This window comes from Pandoraea horticolens, from assembly GCF_902459555.1.
GTDB lineage: Bacteria > Pseudomonadota > Gammaproteobacteria > Burkholderiales > Burkholderiaceae > Pandoraea > Pandoraea horticolens.
Genome location: NZ_CABPSM010000033.1, coordinates 1 through 18,909, shown reverse-complemented (window position 1 = coordinate 18,909; position 18,909 = coordinate 1). Strand labels below are relative to the sequence as shown.

The following is an 18,909-nucleotide window of genomic DNA, read 5'->3' as shown; positions in this document are numbered from 1 at the left end:
TGGCCGCCCGTTCACCGCCGGAGTCCGCGCCAGCGAACAGATAGTTGCGACGGCCAACGGCCACGCCACGTAGTGCGAGATCCAGTTCGTTGAACGTCATCACCGTAAGGGCCTGAAGAGTACCGTCTGTACGAGGCGAGGTTAAGTGTTCAAAGTGGTGTGCACTACTTGAAGTGGTGGGGACTACTTTGGCAACAGAAGGACCGAAGAAAGTTGGCCGCAAGGGCGTGCCGAATCATCCGATCGATTTTCGACGCGAGATCGCCAAGTTAGCCAACGAGCCGGGCGTGTCGGTGGCACGTTTAGCGATGGAGCGAGGACTAAACGCCAACCTGGTGTTCAAGTGGCGCCGATCGTTACGTGCGGGTGAGTACGATCCTGTGGGGTTCGTTCCAGTGCAAGTTCAAGAACCCCAAACGTCGGTCGCACTTTCGAGTTCGGCGCCAGTGCCTACAGGGGCACTGGCTGCGTCATACGTTCGGCACTCATGCGCTCGAGCACGGCGCCGCGCTCGAAGTCGTGCAGAAACTGATGGGACACGCGAGCATCGCGACCACCTCGAAATACCTGCATCCGGAGAAGCGCCGGCGGGCCGCCGACATGGACAAGGTGTTCGGCAGCTAGGCCTACAAACTAGCGATGGCGCTTCCTGCCGTCGCGCCTCGTTAGCATCTACGTGCGCGGGCCTGTCGGGTACCCAGCGCCAAATAGACCGCCTTGTTCTTGTCGCGGTTCTTCAGTCGCAGTGCGTCAAAGAACACGATCGGATACATGGCCTCGAGCGGGCGTTGCTGCCACTGCTCGACGTCGGCGAGCACCTCGTCGGTGACCGTGGAGATCAGATCGGGCGGTACCTGTCTTGCTCTTCTTGGTCACTGTTGCATCGGTCATAGGACATTAGTTCCGTTATCGTCTCATGACCTCGGCACACTAAAAATCTGACAGGCTCCATCGCGCACGTTCGGCAGCTATGGGGTCATTACCCCCAGTGAGCGAATCATGCAAGTGCCGATGGCGAGCTTATGTCACAGTGAGACTGCCCACAATGGGCCTTCTGGCGATGGCAGGCGCATCGCGAACAAGAACTTCCATCAGGCAACGCCATGCTTCCCGTTTCCAGCGCAGAGGCTCAGCGCCTCCAGCCCCCAGTGGCTGCATCAACCTCAGCACCACTCCGACGGAGCGCACAGCCGCCAACTACGCTGGCCGCCAGCGTGCGTGTGGTGTATCAGGCCGGTGAGTCATCCGGCATGCCGCCGAACTGGCTGGAACTCCCGTCTCCCCCCGCAACACCAGCAATGCTTGACGCGGTGCTGGACATGCAAGGGGTACCGGCGTCGCATGCCGGCGCGCTGTATGGCATGCCGCCGAGTCCACTTCAACATCCATCTCGCCCCTCAACAGCAGCAATACTTGACGCGGTGCTGGACATGCAAGGGATACCGGCGTTGCATACCTACGCGTTCTCTGGCATGCCGCCGAGTCCGCTTCAACATCCGTCTCGCCCCCCAACAGCAGCAATACTTGACGCGGTGCTGGACATGCAAGGGATACTGGCGTCGCATGCCGGTGTGTTCTCTGGCATGCCGTCGACCTCGGCCCAACGATCGCTGCACCCCGAAACTCAGGGGCTGCATGCCAGTGGTTGCCATCGAAAGCGCGTAGCGCCACAGGATGCAGGCAGTCGCAGCGATGCTGATTTAATGCCTCCGCCGGCTCAAATCCTCCGCAAAGAAACTGGTACGGGGCGCGCGAGAGCGGCGGTCACCACCGAGATGTTGCGGGGATGGCAGCACCTCGGCAAGCAAAGGATTGATGAGGCGGGCGGGCTTGACGGCGTGGCTAGGCAGTACGGCGTCGCATTGGCCGCGCTGAAACATTATCTGCGTGCAGACGGCACGCTGACGAAGCGTGCCGAGGACCGGCTCAACCCGCCGGGCACGGACATCACCCTTGAGATGTTGCGAGCGTGGCAGCACCTCGGTAAGCAGGGGATAGATAAGGCGGGGGGGCTTGACGGCGTGGCCACGCAGTACGGCGTCGGGTCTGTTGCGCTGAAAAATTACCTGCGTCCGGACGGCACGCTGACGAAGCGCGCCGAGGACCGGCTCAACCCGCCGGGCACGGAAATCACCCTCGAGATGTTGCGGGAGTGGCAGCGCCTCGGCAAGCAAGGGATGGATGAGGCGGGGGGACTTGACGGCGTGGCCAGGCGGGACAATGTCTCGGTTGGCGCACTGAAACATTACCTGCGTGCAGACGGCACGCTGACGAAGTCCGCCGAGGACCGGCTCAACCCGCCGGGCACGGAAATCACCCTCGAGATGTTGCGAGCGTGGCAACACCTCGGCAAGCAGGGGATTGGTGAGGCGGGAGGGCTTGACGGCGTGGCCAGGCAGTACGGCGTCACGTCTGGTGCGCTGAAAATTTACCTGCGTGCAGACGGCATGCTGACGAAACCCGCCGAGGACCGGCTCAATCCGCCGGGCACGGAAATCACCCTCGATATGTTGCGAGCGTGGCAGCACCTCGGTAAGCAAGGGATGGATGAGGCGGGAGGGCTTGACGGCGTGGCCACGCAGTACGGCGTCGCGTCTGCCTCGCTGAAAGCTTACCTGCGTCCGGACGGCACGCTGACGAAGCGCGCCGAGGACCGGCTCAACCCGCCGGGCACGGACATCACCCCCGAGATGTTGCGAGAGTGGCAGCACCTCGGTAAGCAGGGGATAGATAAGGCGGGGGGACTTGACGGCGTGGCCAGGTGGTACGGCGTCGCGTCTGGCGCGCTGAAAAATTATCTGCGCGCAGACGGCACGCTGACGAAGCTCGCCGAGAACCGGCTCAACCCGCCGGGCACGGACATCACCCCCGAGATGTTGCGAGAGTGGCATAGCCTCGGCAAGCTGGGGGGGTGACAAGGCTGGGGGGCTTGACGGCGTGGCCGGGTAGTACGGCGTCGCGTCCAGCACGCTGAAAAATTACCTGCGCGCAGACGGCACGCTGACGAAGCGCGCCGAGGACCGGATCAACCCGCCTGGCAAGGACATCACCCTCGAGATGTTGCGGGAGTGACAGCGCCTCGGTAAGCAGGGAGTTGACAGAGCGGGGGGGCTTGACGGCGTGGCCACGCAGTACGGCGTCGCGTCTACCGCGCTGAGAATTGTTTTGAGCGGCGAGCCGTTGCCGTTCGAGCAGAATCCTGACGAAGGAGATTCAGGATTAGTAGCACCATCTGTCAGCCCCCACACTCTCAGCCGAAGCGAGAGTTGCCGCGTGTCATGTGCAACTCGCCCGTGACGTGCTGGCCACGCTGGATACTCACGTGGACGCGCACGACCTCCTGAGCGAACTGATCGGAAGCTTGCCTGAGTGGCGCGGAGGACATGACAACGGCATTGATGAGCTCTACCGGTCTGCGCTATGCGCATGGGTGGCTATCGCGCCGCCGAACGACGAAGGCCGCGCGATCGTGAAGGTCAAGATTCTCAATATGGCCAACGGCAACGGCAAACTGGATTTGCGTCGCCTAGGGTTGGAGTGTCTGCCCGAATTGCCAGAGCGGGTCTCACGTCGAGCTGCCGGAACTGCCTGCAAGCCTCACAGGGCTTAACGTGAGACGCAACCAGTTGACCCGCCTGCCGCCAAGCGTGTTAAGCATGCCATACAGTGGTCAGGTATTTGTTGAAAGCAACTCGTTCTCGCCTGCCTACCTGCAACGACTGCGTGCGGCCACATCGGCACCAGGATACAGCGGGCCTCGGATCCACTTCTCCATGGCGACTGCCGGCGTGAGCATCGCAGCGGCGCGCCCGCTTCCCGAAGCGGTTCGGGACTGGTTCGCCAACGATGAACAGGCGCAGGTGGACCAATGGCGGATGCACAGCAAGGAAGCGCACGCGGCAGCGTTCTCTCTGTTTCTGGACCGTTTGAAAGCATCCGTCAACTACAACGCTGACTTCAAGACGGCGGTCGCCAGTTGGCTATCCAAGCTCGCCCAGGATGAGGAGCTTCGCCAACTGGCCTTCCAGGTTGTTCAAGGGGCCACCGAGTCCTGTGAGGATCGGGGCGCGCTCACTTATAACACCCTGACGAAACTCAGCCATGCGCACGCCGTCACCCGTGGCGAGTGCGATGCCAGGCTCGACGAGATCGTCGACCGTGGGCGCGGCGCATTTCGCTTGGACGCGCTGGAGAAGATCGCCCGCCAGAAAGCCCAAACGTTATCGCTGGTTGACGAAATCGAAGTCTACCTGGCCTATCAGGTCCAGTTGCGCGACCGGCTGGAATTGCCCACTGACATCGCAAACATGCGCTTCTTCCATGTCGCAGGGGTGACGCCGAACAAGAGGTTCGCGCTCGAGAGTCCGCGGAGTTCCCTCAATATTTCCTGGTGGAATGGGCGCCTTGGCAGCAGGTGTTGGCGCGGTTGGATCCTGAGGGAATTGAGCGAGCCCATCAAAAATTGCAGGACATGCTCCCCCGATATGAGCAGGAAATGGTGGCGCGGCTGGCCGGTTTTGGTCTGCCGGAAGATCACGATACGCAGGCACAGGCTGGGGTCGGCATCATGAAGGCACAGCAGTTGGCGGTCTATAAAGAGCTCACTCGGGAGTTCTTGCGCAAGCGGGGTGAGGAGGCGCTCATGGACCGGATCATGGCTGGCAACCGGTGACAGCACCGGCACCGGTCAACGTCAGCCAAGCACGGGCGGTCAGAGGCCTTCGCCAGCCGGTTTTCCGACCAGACAGTCCGCGAGACAACCTGCGGTTCACATCGGCCCCACGCTATGCTTGCGGAGCCGGTCCTCGGCGGGCTTCGTCAGCGTGCCGTCTGCACGCAGGTAATTTTTCAGCGCGCCAGACGCGACGCCGTACTGCCTGGCCACGCCGTCAAGTCCGCCCGCCTTACCAATCCCCTGCTTGCCGAGGTGCTGCCACTCCCGCAACATCTCAAGGGTGATTTCCGCGCCCGGCGGGTTGATCCGGTCCTCGGCGCGCTTCGTCAGCGTGCCGTCTGCACGCAGGTAATTTTTCAGCGTGCCAAACACGACGCCGTACTGCCTAGCCAGGCCGTCAAGTCCCCCCGCCTCATCCATCCCTTGCTTGCCGAGACGCTGCCACTCCCGCAACATCTCGAGGGTGATGTCCGTGCCAGGCGGGTTGAGCCGGTCCTCGGCCGGCTTCGTCAGCGTGCCGTCTGCACGCAGATAATGTTTCAGCGTCTTGGACACAACGCCGTACTGCCTGGCCACGCCGTCGAGCCCCCCCACCTCATCAATCCCCTGCTTACCGAGGTGCTGCCACTCTCGTAACATCTCGAGGGTGATGTCCGTGCCAGGCGGGTTGAGCCGGTCCTCGGCGCGCTTCGTCAGCGTGCCGTCTGCACGCAGATAATGTTTCAGCGCGCCAGACGCGACGCCGTACTGCCTGGCCAGGCCGTCAAGTCCGCCCGCCTCATCGATCCTCTGCTCGCCGAGGTTCTGCCACTCCCGCAACATCTCGAGGGTGATGTCCGTGCCCGGCGGGTTGAGCCGGTCCTCGGCGCGCTTCGTCAGCGTGCCGTCTGCACGCAGGTAAATTCTCAGCGCACCAGACGCGACGCCGTACTGTCTGGCCAGGCCGTCAAGCCCCCCCGCCTCATCAATCCCTTGCTTACCGAGACGCTGCCATTCCCGCAACATCCCGATAGTGACCATCGCTCTCCCGCGCCCCGTGCCAGTTTCTTTGCGGAGGATTTGGGCCGGCGGAGGCATTAAATGCGCATCGCTGCGACTGCCTGCGTTCTGTGGCGCCACGCGCTTTCGATCGCTGTCGCTGGCATGCAGCCCCTGAGTTTCGGGGTGCAGCGATCGTTGGCCTGAGGTCGGCGGCATGCCAGAGAACGCATCGGTACGCAAAGCCGGTATCCCTTGCATGTCCAGTACCGCGTCAAGTATTGCTGCTGTTGGGGGGCGAGACGGATGTTGAAGCGGACTCGGCGGCATGCCAGAGAACGCGTAGGTATGCAACGCCGGTACCCCTTGCATGTCCAGCACCGCGTCAAGTATTGCTGCTGTTGGGGGGCGAGACGGGTGTTGAAGCGGACTCGGCGGCATACCAGAGAACGCGTAGGTATGCAACGCCGGTACCCCTTGCATGTCCAGCACTGCGTCAAGTATTGCTGGTGTTGCGGGGGGAGACGGGAGTTCCAGCGAGCTCGACGGCATGCCGGATGACTCACCAGCCTGATACACCGCACGCACGCTGGCGCTCAGCGTAGTTGGCGGCTGTGCGCTCCGTCGGAGTGGTGCTGAGGTTGATGCAGCCACTGGGGGCTGGAGGCGCTGAACCTCTGCGCCGGAAACGGGAAGCATGGCGTTGCCTGATGGAAGTTCTTGTTCACGATGCGCCTGCCATCGCCGGATGGCCCATTGTGGGCAGTCTCACTGTTACACAAGCGCGCCATCGGCACTTGCATGAATCGCTCACTGGGGTAGTGACCCCATAGCTGCCGAACGTGCGCGATGGAGCCTGTCAGATTTTTAGTGTGCCGAGGTCATGCGACGATAACGGAACTAACGTCCTATGACCGATGCAACAGTGACCAAGAAGAGCAAGACAGGTACCGCTCGATCTGATCTCCACGGTCACCGACGAGGTGCTCGCCGACATCGAGCAGTCGACGTCCCCCCGTATTCAGTAGCACCAGGCTTTAGAGTCCGAGGGTTAATGTAACTGCTTTCCTGCCAGTATCTGGGCATACGCTGCTGGGGTTAATCCGCCCAGTGATTTCTTCGGTCGCTCCTCGTTGTACTCCCGCCGCCAGGATTCGATCACGACCTTTGCGTGCGACAAACTGGTGAACCAGTGCTCGTTAAGGCATTCATCCCGAAATCGCCCGTTGAACGATTCGATGTGGGCGTTCTGGTTCGGCTTGCCTGGCTCAATCAGGAATAGCTTCACACCTCGTACGTGCGCCCAGTTCAGCATCGCACGCCCGCAAAATTCCTTGCCGTTGTCAGTGCGAATTGCCTGTGGCAGACCACGATGCAATGCCACTCGATCCAGAATGCGCGTCAGTCCATTTCCGCTGATTGCCCGCTCCGGCACGATGGCGACCGCCTCATGCGTTGCATCATCAACCACCGTCAGGTTCTTGATCACACGGCCTTCGGCGGTTCGGTCGAACACGAAATCCATCGACCAGACCTGATTGGCCGCCGACGGCCGCCCCAACGGCTGGCGATCTGAGACGGGTACTTTCTTTCGCTTGCGGCGACGCACCTGCAATTTCTCTTCCGCATACAGGCGCTCGACCCGCTTGTGATTGACCGCCTGCCCTGACTGGCGCAGCTTCAGATAAATCATTCCCGAACCGTAACGGCGATGCCGCTGAGCCCGCGCCACGATCTGTGCTCGCAAAGCCACGTTCCGGTCCGGGGCCGGTCGATAACGATAGGCGCTGGCGCTCATGCCGATTACCCGCAAGGCTCGGCGTTCGCTCAAGCCCCGCTCGCTCATATAGCGCACCAACTCCCGGCGAGATGGTGCGCTCACCACTTTTTTCGCAATGCCTCGCGAGTGACTTCGTTTTCCAGCAGCGATTCCGCCAGCAGCTTCTTCAGCCGGGCATTCTCGGCTTCCAACTCCTTCAATCGCTTCGCGTCCGGCACGCTCATGCCACCAAACTTGCTGCGCCAGAGGTAGTAGCTGGCCTCCGAGAAACCATGCCGACGGCATAAATCCTTGACCGGGATGCCAGTCTCAGCTTCCCTCAGGAAGCCAATGATCTGTTCTTCGGTGAATCGCTTCTTCATGTCCAATCTCCTGACTACGTGATTGGACTCTAAATCGCCGCGCTACTCAAATCGGGGGAGACGTCGCACTAAAAATCTGACAGGCTCCATCGCGCAGGTTTGGCAGCTATGGGGTCATTACCCCAGTGAGCGAATCATGCAAGTGCCGATGGCGAGCTTATGTCACAGTGAGACTGCCCACAATGGGCCTTCTGGCGATGGCAGGCGCATCGCGAACAAGAACTTCCATCAGGCAACGCCATGCTTCCCGTTTCCAGCGCAGAGGCTCAGCGCCTCCAGCCCCCAGTGGCTGCATCCACCTCAGCACCGTCCCAACAGAGCGCACAGCCGCCGACTACGCTGACCGCCAGCGTGCGCGCGGTGTATCAGGCCAGTGAGTCATCCGGCATGCTGTCGAGCTGGCTGGAACTCCCGCCTTCCCCCGCAACACCGTCAATACTTGACGCAGTGCTGGACATGCAAGGGGTACCGGCGTCGCATATCGATGCGTTCTCTGGCGTGCCGTCGACCTGGGCCCAACGATCGCCGCACCCCGAAACTCCGGGGCTGCATGCCGGCGGTTGCCATCGAAAGCGCGTAGCGCCACGGGACGCAGACAGCGGGAGAGGTGCTGGTTTAATGCCTCCGCCGGCCCAAATCCTCCGCAAAGAAACTGGCACGGGGCGCGGCAGAGCGACGGTCACCCTCGAGATGTTGCGGGAGTGGCAGCGCCTCGGCGAACAAGGGATTGATGAGGCGGGCGGGCTTGACAGCGTGGCCAGGCAGTACGGCGTCGCGTCCAGCGCGCTGAAAAATTACCTGCGTGCAGACGGCACGCTGATGAAGCGCGCCGAGGACCGACTCAACCCGCCTGGCACGGAAGTCACGATCGAGATGTTGCGGGAATGGCAGCACCTCGGCGAGCAAGGGATTGATGAGGCGGGCGGGCTTGACGGCGTGGCCAGGCAGTACGGCGTCGCGTCTGCCGTGCTGAAAGTTTACCTGCGTGCAGACGGCACGCTGACGAAGCGCGCCGAGGACCGGCTCAACCCGCCTGGCAAGGAAGTCACCCTCGAGATGTTGCGGGAGTGGCAGCACCTCGGCAAGCAGGGGATAGGTAAGGCAGGGGGGCTTGACGGCGTGGCCAGGCGGTACGGTGTCGCGTCCAGCACGCTGAAACATTATCTGCGCTCAGACGGCATGCTGACGAAGTCTGCCGAGGATCGGCTCAACCCGCCTGGCACGGACATCACCCTCGAGATGTTGCGGGAGTGGCAGCGTCTCGGCAAGCAAGGGATGGATGAGGCGGGGGGACTTGACGGCGTGGCAGGGCAGTACGGCGTCGCGTCCAGCGCGCTGAAATATTATCTGCGTGCAGACGGCACGCTGGCGAAGCCTGCCGAGGACCGGCTCAACCCGCCTGGCACGGACATCACCCTCGCGATGTTGCGGGAGTGGCAGCGTCTCGGCAAGCAAGGGATTGGTCAGGCGGGGGGACTTGACGGCGTAGCTAGGAAGTACGGCGTCGTGTCCAAGACGCTGAAAAATTATCTGCGCGCAGACGGCACGCTGACGAAGCCCGCCGAGGATCGGCTCACCCCGTCTGGCACGGAAGTCACCCTCGAGATGTTGCGGGAATGGCAGCGTCTCGGCAAGCAAGGGATGGATGAGGCGGGGGGGCTTGACGGCGTGGCCAGGCAATACGGCGTCGCGTCCAGCGCGCTGAAAAATTACCTGCGCGCAGACGGCACGCTGAAGAAGCGCGCCGAGGATCGGCTCAACCCGCCTGGCGGGGAAGTCACCCTCGAGATGTTGCGGGAGTGGCAGCGCCTCGGCGAGCAAGGGATTGGTAAGGCGGGCGGGCTTGACGGCGTGGCCAGGCAGTACGGCGTCGCGTCTGGCGCGCTGAGAAATTACCTGCGTGTAGACGGCACGTTGACGAAGCGCGCCGAGGACCGGCTCCGCAAGGATGGCGCGGGGCCGATGTGAGCCGCAGGTTGTCTCGCGGACTGTCTGGTCGGAAAACCGGCTGGCGAAAACCCCTGACGACGATGCAAAAGCCGCCCGAAGGCGGCTTGCGGGGCTTCACCCGTGGGATGCGGATCTCCGAGATTTCCCGCATCGAAGTGGCAGACGTGTTCCAGCCCTCCGGCCTGATTCGAGAAGAAGTAAGCCTGCGGGCTGCAATCACGAAAGGCTGTCGTCAGCGCTGTGTGTACCTGAGCCATCCGAAAGTACTCGCCGCGCTCGATCGTTACGTCGAACGGCGATGGGTGCGCGGCAAAGCCACGGCGATGGATCGCCGGAAATGGCGTGGCCTGATGTCGTACACGTCGCTGGTACTGACGCACAAGCGGAGCCGCTACGAGCTGAGCACGAAGCGCCGGACGAACGACGTCGGGGAGCAGGCCGAGTACCTCGCAGCCGACAGCTCGCAGAGCTATGTGATCGTCCTGTATCGCACAACTGGTCTGGGTAAAAGGGTTACAGCAGTCATTCGGGACGGCGCACCTTTGCCAGTCGTCTTTTGGCGCAGGAACATTCGATTCTGATACCAACCACTTACAAAATCCCACCTCGATCACGTTTCTCCGTACCTTGAAGTGACGGAGCGCGAATTTCTCGAAGCAGTGCGGGGACTAGAAGAAATGTTCGCCACTGATCGATAATGCCGGAGGTTGATACATGTTGAAACAAAGAAAATTTGTGTCTATACTTGTAGATACGTAATGGAGGTAAATCATCATGGCAAAGACGGCAACGCTGACTATTCAGCAATGGGGAAACAGCTTGGCGGTACGGATTCCTGCCGCAGTCGCGCGCTCTGCGCACTTCGAGGTGGGTCTCGAGGTGGAGGTGACAACCGATGAGGTTGGCGTCACCGTGAAGCCTGTCGGCCCGCGGAAGCTTACCCTTGCTGAAAAGCTCGCCAAGTTCGACCTGTCGAAGCATGGCGGAGAAGCTATGGCAGCATCCCCTGTTGGCGCGGAGGCTTTTTGATGTCGAAGGTCGTTTGGGCACCGGATCGCGGCGACATCATCTGGATCGACTGCAATCCACAGGTCGGTCGAGAAATGAAGAATATGCATCCGATGCTTGTCCTGTCGCCTAGAGCGTTTAACGAGACAACCAGCATCGTCATTGGCCTCCCTATGACGACGGCGGAGTACAACGACACCAATCCGTTCGCTATCAAGTTCAAGGGTCCGAAGAACGTCACCAGCTACGTCTTGGGGCATCAGCCGAAGTCCTTCGACTGGCGGGCGCGCGGCGCCAAGCCGCATCCTTGGAAGCAAGCGCCGCAGGAGGTTTTCTTGGCCGCGTGTGAGCAATTGAACCAGATCATTTCGATCTGCGAGTGAGGGATTCCCTGGCGTGAAACGCCCCGAACCGGCCGGAAGTCGGCACTGGAATCGTAAGAGGAACTACATGCGTCTGCTGCTTGCGTTGATTTTGCCTTGGCTTCAATTTTTCACGATCGGGCGTCCCTTCGCAGGGATCATCTGCTTACTTCTCCAACTCACGATCATCGGTTGGATTCCGGCTGCGATCTGGTCTGTGTATGCGCTGAGCCAGTACAAGACCGACAAGAAAATCGAGCGCGCCTTGGCCAATCGCGGGTAACGAGGAAAAAGGGGAGATTGAATGGATCCGCTATTTGCCGCTGATGCAGCTGTGAAGGAAGCGGTGCCTGCTGTGGTGTCGCGTCACCGGACGGCTGGTGTATTGACTTGGGCACTGCTCCGTTTGCAGCGGTATAGGCGGTTCGGCTGGCCGGAAGTGACACTTTTATTGACGAAATAGTGACAATTTTAATACGGTCTACGCCAGGTCGAAGGATTTTTCCGGCGGCAAGGGGCTTACGCGCGCTTTAAGGAGTTGCTTGCGCGCAAAGGTGTCCTGGAACGATGGCATGCGTTCGAGGCCAACGCCGTCGAAATGGCACTGAGGCGATGGTGCACCGAAAACGGGCTCGAGATTCTTGATTGAGACGTGGCAAGCTCGGCGCGACAGGCCAAAACTCCGCCCCCATGCAAAGTCGCATCTTTATGTCAATTCGACGGAAACCCGCGCCACACAAGGCCATCCCAACCGGATTCCATTGTCGAAACCCCAAAGTCGCAACTTTAGTGGAAATTCGTACCAACTTTAGTTCGTTTGACAGCATCCGTTCCACGGCCTCGAGCCGCGGTGACAAATGGCACCTTGACGAGGTCGCGGTGACCATTCGCGGCGTGAAGCATTGGCTCTGGCGAGCCGTAGATCAACACGGCGCCGTGCTTGATGTCCTGGTTCAGCGCCAGCGCGACACCACGGCGGCCAAGCGACTGATGCGCAAGCTGCTCAAGCGCCACGGCCGCCCGCGCGTCATCGTGACGGACAAATTGCGCAGCTACGCGGCGGCCAACACCGCACTCGGCCTGAGTGTCGAGCACCGGCAGCACAAGGGGCTGAATAACCGCGCCGAGAATTCGCACCAACCGACTCGGGTGCGCGAGAAGGTGATGCGCCGTTTCAAATCGGCGTGTCAACTGCAGCGATTCGCGTCCGTGCACGGCCAGTTTCCAATCTGTTCATGGGCTGCCGCTATCATCGGGATGCGAAACGCAAGCGCGTGGCCCGTTCCCAGGCGCAGGCGGCCTAGGAGCGGGCATCGTGCGCTCGATTGGCCACGTAAGCGAATCGCTGGCGGGCTCACCTTGCCCTTCCTCGTACGGCTACCGAACAACCTGACAGCACCCGACGAAGTCCTCGTTGCTGTCGAGGATTGCGGTCAACAGGTCCATGAGCCCATGCAGGATTCGCCTTGGTCGGCGCAAGCCGTCGTTTCGGGCGTAGCAGCGTCAGTGCAAAGGACCGCATCCGGTTGTCATTTCTCCGGCACCAATATGTATTTTGGAGGTTTTGCAAACAAAGAGACACCCTGGATGTGACCAAAACCAATCGTGGCAACACCCCCTACCTGGACTCCCTCTGGGCTGTACAGGAGGGCTGTTGAAAGCATAAAAGTCAAGGCCGTTGATGACGCATTATTGACCCCGACGCTCAGGACGGCTATTCCGCCCGATTTACCTGTCATCGCGAACGAGGGGCCGCTTATGCCCGGCCCAGGAAATGGGCTACCCGTCTGGGAATAATCGAGGGCGGTTACTCTACCAGAGTAAAAATCAGGAACCGCTTCATCGGAAACTGCTTCGTTTTTATCCACCATTCGCTCCCTCTTTTAACGATCATTCGGTATTCAGAGCCAGCCCGGGTACAACGAATGCAGCACGCAGGACTAACGCTTATTCAGACTGCGGTCCGCCATAGATCGCTGCCCCGAACCACGTGGGCTGGTCCGGGTCGGGACTAGTCTTTCGAATCTCGACGCTGTTTGCATTGAGCATTGCTGTAGTAAGCAGGGTCAGCATGGCGAACGAGCAAATTGTGTTGACCTTAATGGTGTTGTCGTATCTGTCGACGCCGTCCAGATCCAGCAGTTCAGCGGCAACAGCACAGCTGCTTTTGCCGTCCGAACCGCCGAATTCGACTACCTCGACAAAGCCAACAACGGGACCGGGATTGGCCATTTTTATACTCCTGCGCCATGGCTGGCGAATTTGCAGCTCGTTGCGGGACTTGAATACGGCCTTTGCCGTAAAAATCCCTCAGGCGTGATATCGCGGCCGACCGGGGATGTCATGTCGGAATGAACAACGTCACACCGCTGTACGTACCGCCATTGGTGGAAAAAAGGGCGCGTACCTGAAGGCTATTTGCCAAGGCCGTGGAGAAAATAATGCCGTAGCTGCCGGATCGCTCGCTCGACGCGTTGTAATACATAGTGCCTGTGCGCGGAAAACCAAAGTCATCGGTGATCTCGAATGTAATGGCATTCTGGTCGGTGGCAGTTCCGACGTTGAATTGGGTGACCAAGCCGGTGATGTCATTTGTGTCGGTCAGGCCTTGCCAGTAAACGGTACCGTCGCTCCTGCTTTGCGCGCAGACAAGTGTGCCCTGGGTATCGGGGATGCCGGGGAACACGGCGAGGGCCGGCGTCGCATTTTCCACGGTATTGGGGACCCAGGTGCTGGGCCCCCAGCTTTTTCCGTCGAAGGCCGAGTACCAGAGTTGGCCCCGTGTGCCGGTGCTGGCCGCGCCCTGATACACCAAATACAGCGTCCCGTTGAACACCGCCAGCGCGGGTGACTCTGAAAGTAAACAGGGAATCGTGGTCGCCGTTGTCCAGGTTTTCCCGTCGGAGCTCGTCATATATTTAGGTTGTTCGCTCCCGCTGGGCACGTATACCAGATACAGCACGTTCTGGAACACCGCCAGCGCCGGCGACCCCGATATCTTTTCAGTCGAAATCTGGACATTGGACGACCAGGTGGTCGTGTCCGTGGTCGTGATCGTGGTGCACCACAGTGTGCCATCGTTATCGGCGCCTTGGTTCACTACGTACAACGTATTCCCGAGCGCGGCCAGAGCGGGCCAACCCGAAACCCGGGCCTTGGGGATCTGTAATTGCGCCGACCAGGTCTTCCCGTCCGTGCTTGTTGAATACAGAATGCCGCCGGCAGTGCCGTCGACATCAGATTTGAACATCAGATACAACTTGTCATTGAATACCGTCAGTGTCGGCGATGCGTCCGCGTCGAAAATGGTACTAACGGACTTCGACCATGCCGTGCCATCAAAAGCTGTACACGAAATGATATTTTGCGCGCCTACATACGCCAGATACAAGGTCCCGTTCAAGTATGCGAGCGTAGGTGAACCGCTAATCGTCAGCTTGGGAATCTGCACGGTCGCCGAAAAGACCGGCGCCGGAACCGCCGCGTTACTGGTAATAGTACTCACGTTGTTTTCCTTCGATGAACCGCATTGTCACGACCATGCCTGGCTTTATTTACGGACTGGCTGGCTACGTAAACATCCCGCGCATCCCGCGTTTAAGCCGGTCAAGGCTGTAGAGTTGGCCGTCGTATTCGCCTGCCACTTTGCTTATACCAATGGTGGGACCACTTTCACGCCACTGTACTCGTCGAAGTCGATGTGAGAATCGAGCACGACCACCTCGTAACCGTTAGTAAGTGCCGTGACAAAGGTGACAGTAAAGCCCGTGGACGCTGTATCGCTCACAGGATCCATAGAGCCCTTGACCTTGGTCCCATTTGCCTTCATCAGTTCGAAGCTGACTTCGGCAGGGTCGTTGGCACTGCCGAACGTATAGCTACTGACATAGCCTGTGACATTCTTGGCCGCGCCAGCTGCAACCGAGAACCACCAGATTGCGTTATCGGACCCGCGCACGCCGCAGAAAAGCTTAGGCTTGCCATTTACGTTGTAAACCTCCAGCGTTGGAGAACCCGTTATGGTGATCTCCGTTATGCTTCCCGCAAGCGACCATGCGGTGCCATCGAAGGTCGCGAAAGACAGCTGGTTAGACGCATTCACATACGCTACCCACAACTTCCCGTCGAACGTCACCGCTGCGGGGGCCTGACCCGTCGCAGCATACGCTTTCGTTGCCTTATCCTGGATGACGCCCTCCGGCGTTTTCCATGTCGTCCCGTCGGTCGAGCGGCTATAGTGAATATAATTGCTGCTGTCATTAGCCACATGCACCACGAACAACTTCTTGTTGAACGTAGCCAAGGCGGGCGATTTTAAGGTCGCGATACCCGGGATGAACGATAGATTGGAATTCGGCCAGGCCCCTTGGCCATTCCAAGTATTGATTCCGATCTTATTGTCACTTTCGTTACGCCAAGCAACATACAACTGCTTCTTGAACAGTGCCACGGCCACGGTCGTTTCGGCCGGCATACCCGTTGCTGTGAACATCCACGTGTCGGCTGACCACGATGTGCCGTCATACGTCATGCAATAAAGGTCTTGAGATGAGCTGGCGATATGCACGAGGTAGAGCTTTCCGTTGAACGTAACCAGCGTGGGCGGCCCGGATTGGGAATTGCTCTTGATTGGGTCAGAAGCAACCGTCCACGCGGCCCCATCGAAGGATGCGGTCTTGTATTTCGAATCCTGCAGGTACGCGAGCCACAGCTTGTGCTTGTATGCTGAAAACGCTGGCGAATTCGTTGTTTGAGTACCGCTGATCTGTTGCGGTATCGTATCGGCCTCGCCGTGCGCCAGCGTTGCGGTAGGGTTCTGGATACTCATATTCGCTCCTATAGCGGATCGTCTTCCTCGTCTTCCTCGTCTTCCTCGTCTGTCTCGTCGGCCTTGGTAACGCTCGTCTGCGTCAAGGTCGGTAGTAGCATTGCCACGCTGTCATACGTTGTGCCATTCGCGGAAGAAACGGTTACCTTATAACCGCTCGCCATGGCGTTTGTGAAAACGATGGCGAAACCGGCCGATGACTTATCGTTAATATTGGTTGTCATCGCGCCGTGGTGTGCCGTCTTGCTGCTATCAGTAACTGTGAACTCGATGGTATTGGTGGTGCCGGGCCCACCAAACTGGAACCCAGTTACCGAGCCGGTAACCGTGGTCGCCGCCGCGACGGCAGGGGTGCTGGGAGTGCTCATATTCCTCTCCATTCAGGTATTGCATTGCGCATTTCACATCCGGCGTTGATATGTACGTCGGAATTTGCATTTAGGCCGGACAGGGCATCGGAATATCCGTACCGGCACTCCGCCGTGTCTTACGCTGGGAAGACCAAGCGGACACTGGTACAGACAATTTCCTTATCCTGCTTGTCCGAATAAACGGCTTCCACCGCATAACCATTTACCATGGCCGTGGTAAAAAGCAGGGAAAATCCGGACGATGATGGGTCGTTAAAATCGTACTGCATGCGACCTTTATGTATCTTGTTCTTCTTATCTGCGATCTGGAATTTGAGGGCGCCAGCTGTCCCGGCATCGCCGAACTGGAACATGGTGACTGCGCCGGCAAGCTTTTTCGTTGCTGCCGCCGCTTTGCTGCTAGTGGTTGACACCGGATCGAGGACGTTTTTAGCCGCATCGGGTGAGAGCAGGACAACACGGTTATACGTGCTGTCATTATTGTAGCTACTGACTTCAATCGGATAACCATTTATCAGGGCACTAGTAAAGATAATGGCATAACTGGCGGAGGAAAAACTCTCGGCTTTCTGTTCCATTGTGCCAGGATATTCTCTTCCCTTGATATCCGTTAGCTTGAATATGATAGGACCAGAGCTGTCAGTCGCGCTGCCAAATTGAAATTGCGTTACGAAACCAATATAGCTTGTACTCATGTCCTTCTCCTTCAAGCCGGCACCTCGGCAAATTCATCCGCTGCTGATCTTTCCTCGAAAGCCGCCTCTCCAACGCGAGCACGACTGACCGGGGGATTTTGCGCTGAATGGCGAAAGAATCGCGAGGCTGCTGTCAGCTTGGGACAAGTCCATCCGCCGCCTTTTCCACGGCATGCCATTCTGGCTCTTCTACCTTGATGCACCCAATTCGATCACCTCCTTGGATGCTCAGTGCTGGCAGTACCAAATCGAAGTCCCAATTATCTTTCAGGCTCTTGGTAAGTTCTTTCACGGTGCTCACCTGCGAAGCCGATAGCACTCCCTGGGTCTTAAAAATCCTTCTTAGCGAAACTAGCGTCGCGTCGATGTCGGATAATTTTTCAGGATATACTTTTACCAGCTTGGACAGGTGTTTATTCGTATCGACGAGGGCTTTTTCAAGATTCGAAAGAATGTATGACCATTGTCCAATGTATTTATATATAAAGTATGCGGGTTTTTTTGATCCCACATACACAAGATTGGATAATTCATTCTGAGCTTCAATAATTTCCTTTCTGATTTTTTTGTCATCATCATGAACGGCGTATGCGATGGTGGCTGGAATTCCAAAGCCGCACAAAAGCAGCAAAAACATGGCGGCTGCTGCAAATATCGTAAAGGGCTCGCGTTTATTTCGTACTCGCACCCTTGTCACGGGTGTGCCAAAATTTATGATCCAGAATTTCTGCCACCAGCTGGAACCCGCTGGAATATAGTAGATATCCTGATATTCCGAGACATAACGATTTTCGGAGTAGATGGACCTAATGCGGAGGGTTTCCTCTTTTTTTGCTATTTTGGTATGCAGCTCGTGGGATTTTTTCCAATAATTATCCCAGCCTTCATCGCTTTCGGCCGACGGACGGAGAGCATTCAGATCCAGGGACAGCCGTTCTCTCATTTCATGGATAAACTCTACGTCGGCATCGAAAAGAGTGCCATTCACCAACGTCTGATAGTAGAGGCACATGGACTCCAATTTGGCGATTTTTCCCCGAAGATGATCTATGGCTCGCAGTCCCGGTGCTACCCATTCATTGGTGGGTTTCTCTATAACACCAGTAGAAACTATTCCATCTAAGAAAAATAAAAACTGTGGCATAAATTTGTAATTTTGCCATTTCGTAAATATCTTGCGGTTGAATTTATTCCATTCTCCCGTCACCTTGGTGAATCTCTCATTGCTCCAGTTTTTTAAGGCAAAAAACTCGTAGCGCATGTGTTCGAGATATTTCATCTCTTCTTTATAGAAAACTAAAAACTTTTCGGTTGTGGGAATCAGTATTGGTGCCTGCTTTCGGATCGTGCTTGCCATGATGAAAGCCTTACTGGCACTTGCCGCGACTTTCTTGTACTGATTGATTCTGCCCATGAGCCTTCTTCTCCAGCTAGGTTGGGGGAGTGGGTCACCGTACTTCAATATGCACAATGTTTACTCGCACGTTCAGCATTTGGGACGCTCACCCTTTGAAACTGTGCACGTTGCGAGATGCACTCGAATGGGGCAAAGCACGCATTCGCGCCTGGATGATGCGGTATCGACTGCCGCCGGCTGTGAAGGCCCGACTGCGCTCGGACTCGTGCGACGCCAGCTAGCATGAAGCCACTCGGATCGTTAGCATTTCATATCATTCTCTATGAGATCAAATTTACACGACGAGGACATAGACGAAAGCTGGTAATGTTAATAGGGTAGCCAACCTGTATTCGAGGATTTGCGGAGGCCTGAGCAAACCAGCGCGCCTCAAGTAGCGCGTGGCTTTTCACCCGGCTAACCGAAAGTGATCTGCAATGAGAATTCTGGACCACCTTGGGCGTTAGTTTTTCGGCAAACTTTACCCTTGGAAAAAGGAGGAGT

18 protein-coding genes and 2 pseudogenes are annotated in these 18,909 nt (G+C 58.2%); 10 read left to right on the top strand and 10 right to left on the bottom strand.

Translation table 11 applies throughout. From position 1 onward, the window contains the following. The first annotated feature begins 360 nt into the window (after positions 1-360). Positions 361-624, top strand: coding sequence for a tyrosine-type recombinase/integrase (locus PHO31112_RS26485; protein ID WP_150624657.1), 264 nt, complete (start codon positions 361-363; stop codon positions 622-624). 71 nt (positions 625-695) lie between these two features. Here PHO31112_RS26485 and PHO31112_RS26480 read toward each other — a convergent pair. Further along, positions 696-857, bottom strand: a pseudogene (locus PHO31112_RS26480) (transposase); the annotation flags it as partial. 291 nt (positions 858-1,148) lie between these two features. Between PHO31112_RS26480 and PHO31112_RS26475 the strand changes: the two are divergent. From PHO31112_RS26475 to PHO31112_RS26465, 3 genes are all read left to right on the top strand, one after another. Continuing rightward, positions 1,149-2,915, top strand: a complete 1,767-nt coding sequence (locus PHO31112_RS26475; RefSeq protein WP_174995904.1) for a hypothetical protein — start codon at positions 1,149-1,151, stop codon at positions 2,913-2,915. 365 nt (positions 2,916-3,280) lie between these two features. Beyond that, the gene (locus PHO31112_RS26470; RefSeq protein ID WP_150624653.1) at positions 3,281-3,610 is read left to right on the top strand and encodes a hypothetical protein; all 330 of its coding nucleotides are present in this window, start codon (positions 3,281-3,283) and stop codon (positions 3,608-3,610) included. Positions 3,611-3,773: 163 nt separating this feature from the next. Further along, on the top strand, positions 3,774-4,571 hold the full coding sequence (locus PHO31112_RS26465; RefSeq protein WP_174995903.1) for an NEL-type E3 ubiquitin ligase domain-containing protein: 798 nt from the start codon (positions 3,774-3,776) through the stop codon (positions 4,569-4,571). A gap of 197 nt (positions 4,572-4,768) precedes the next feature. On the opposite strand, the gene PHO31112_RS26460 is transcribed toward PHO31112_RS26465, so the two are convergent. Both PHO31112_RS26460 and PHO31112_RS26455 read right to left on the bottom strand, forming a co-directional pair. Beyond that, positions 4,769-5,695: a hypothetical protein gene (locus PHO31112_RS26460; RefSeq protein WP_150624649.1), complete on the bottom strand. Its 927-nt coding sequence runs from the start codon at positions 5,693-5,695 to the stop codon at positions 4,769-4,771. A gap of 1,009 nt (positions 5,696-6,704) precedes the next feature. Beyond that, a protein-coding gene (locus PHO31112_RS26455) for an IS3 family transposase (RefSeq protein ID WP_150624647.1) occupies positions 6,705-7,795 on the bottom strand; the annotation gives its coding sequence in 2 pieces (ribosomal slippage) (positions 6,705-7,537 and positions 7,537-7,795; 1,092 coding nt in all). Between the two features lie 618 nt (positions 7,796-8,413). Between PHO31112_RS26455 and PHO31112_RS26450 the strand changes: the two genes are divergently transcribed. The 6 genes and pseudogenes from PHO31112_RS26450 to PHO31112_RS26420 all read left to right on the top strand — a co-directional run. Continuing rightward, complete coding sequence (locus PHO31112_RS26450; RefSeq protein ID WP_150624645.1) at positions 8,414-9,763, top strand: hypothetical protein; 1,350 nt, start codon at positions 8,414-8,416, stop codon at positions 9,761-9,763. A gap of 62 nt (positions 9,764-9,825) precedes the next feature. Further along, positions 9,826-10,326: a site-specific integrase gene (locus PHO31112_RS27300; protein ID WP_174995902.1), complete on the top strand. Its 501-nt coding sequence runs from the start codon at positions 9,826-9,828 to the stop codon at positions 10,324-10,326. A gap of 193 nt (positions 10,327-10,519) precedes the next feature. After that, a complete protein-coding gene (locus PHO31112_RS26440; RefSeq protein WP_017234492.1) occupies positions 10,520-10,774 on the top strand; it encodes an AbrB/MazE/SpoVT family DNA-binding domain-containing protein in 255 nt (84 codons plus the stop codon). Beyond that, positions 10,774-11,136: a type II toxin-antitoxin system PemK/MazF family toxin gene (locus tag PHO31112_RS26435; protein ID WP_150624643.1), complete on the top strand. Its 363-nt coding sequence runs from the start codon at positions 10,774-10,776 to the stop codon at positions 11,134-11,136. The genes PHO31112_RS26440 and PHO31112_RS26435 overlap by 1 nt, the downstream gene beginning before the upstream one ends. Positions 11,137-11,203: 67 nt before the next feature. Next, positions 11,204-11,398 (top strand): YqaE/Pmp3 family membrane protein, encoded by a 195-nt coding sequence (locus PHO31112_RS26430; protein WP_052654704.1) that lies wholly within the window; start codon positions 11,204-11,206, stop codon positions 11,396-11,398. Between the two features lie 560 nt (positions 11,399-11,958). Further along, a pseudogene (locus PHO31112_RS26420) lies at positions 11,959-12,336 on the top strand (IS6 family transposase); the annotation flags it as partial. 308 nt (positions 12,337-12,644) lie between these two features. Here the strand turns inward: PHO31112_RS26420 and PHO31112_RS26415 are convergent. The 7 genes from PHO31112_RS26415 to PHO31112_RS26385 form a co-directional block, all read right to left on the bottom strand. After that, positions 12,645-12,986, bottom strand: a complete 342-nt coding sequence (locus PHO31112_RS26415) for a hypothetical protein (RefSeq protein WP_150624641.1) — start codon at positions 12,984-12,986, stop codon at positions 12,645-12,647. A gap of 76 nt (positions 12,987-13,062) precedes the next feature. Beyond that, positions 13,063-13,347 (bottom strand): hypothetical protein, encoded by a 285-nt coding sequence (locus tag PHO31112_RS26410; RefSeq protein WP_150624639.1) that lies wholly within the window; start codon positions 13,345-13,347, stop codon positions 13,063-13,065. A gap of 109 nt (positions 13,348-13,456) precedes the next feature. Then, positions 13,457-14,620 carry a glycoside hydrolase gene (locus PHO31112_RS26405; protein WP_150624637.1) on the bottom strand — a complete coding sequence of 388 codons (1,164 nt, stop codon included), beginning with the start codon at positions 14,618-14,620 and terminating at the stop codon, positions 13,457-13,459. 144 nt (positions 14,621-14,764) lie between these two features. Then, positions 14,765-15,943, bottom strand: a complete 1,179-nt coding sequence (locus PHO31112_RS26400; RefSeq protein WP_150624635.1) for a sialidase family protein — start codon at positions 15,941-15,943, stop codon at positions 14,765-14,767. Positions 15,944-15,951: 8 nt separating this feature from the next. Continuing rightward, positions 15,952-16,311 (bottom strand): hypothetical protein, encoded by a 360-nt coding sequence (locus PHO31112_RS26395; RefSeq protein ID WP_150624633.1) that lies wholly within the window; start codon positions 16,309-16,311, stop codon positions 15,952-15,954. A gap of 119 nt (positions 16,312-16,430) precedes the next feature. Next, positions 16,431-17,009: a hypothetical protein gene (locus tag PHO31112_RS26390; RefSeq protein WP_150624631.1), complete on the bottom strand. Its 579-nt coding sequence runs from the start codon at positions 17,007-17,009 to the stop codon at positions 16,431-16,433. A 133-nt stretch (positions 17,010-17,142) separates the two neighbouring features. Further along, complete coding sequence (locus PHO31112_RS26385) at positions 17,143-18,423, bottom strand: hypothetical protein (protein ID WP_150624629.1); 1,281 nt, start codon at positions 18,421-18,423, stop codon at positions 17,143-17,145. Positions 18,424-18,909: the final 486 nt, after the last annotated feature.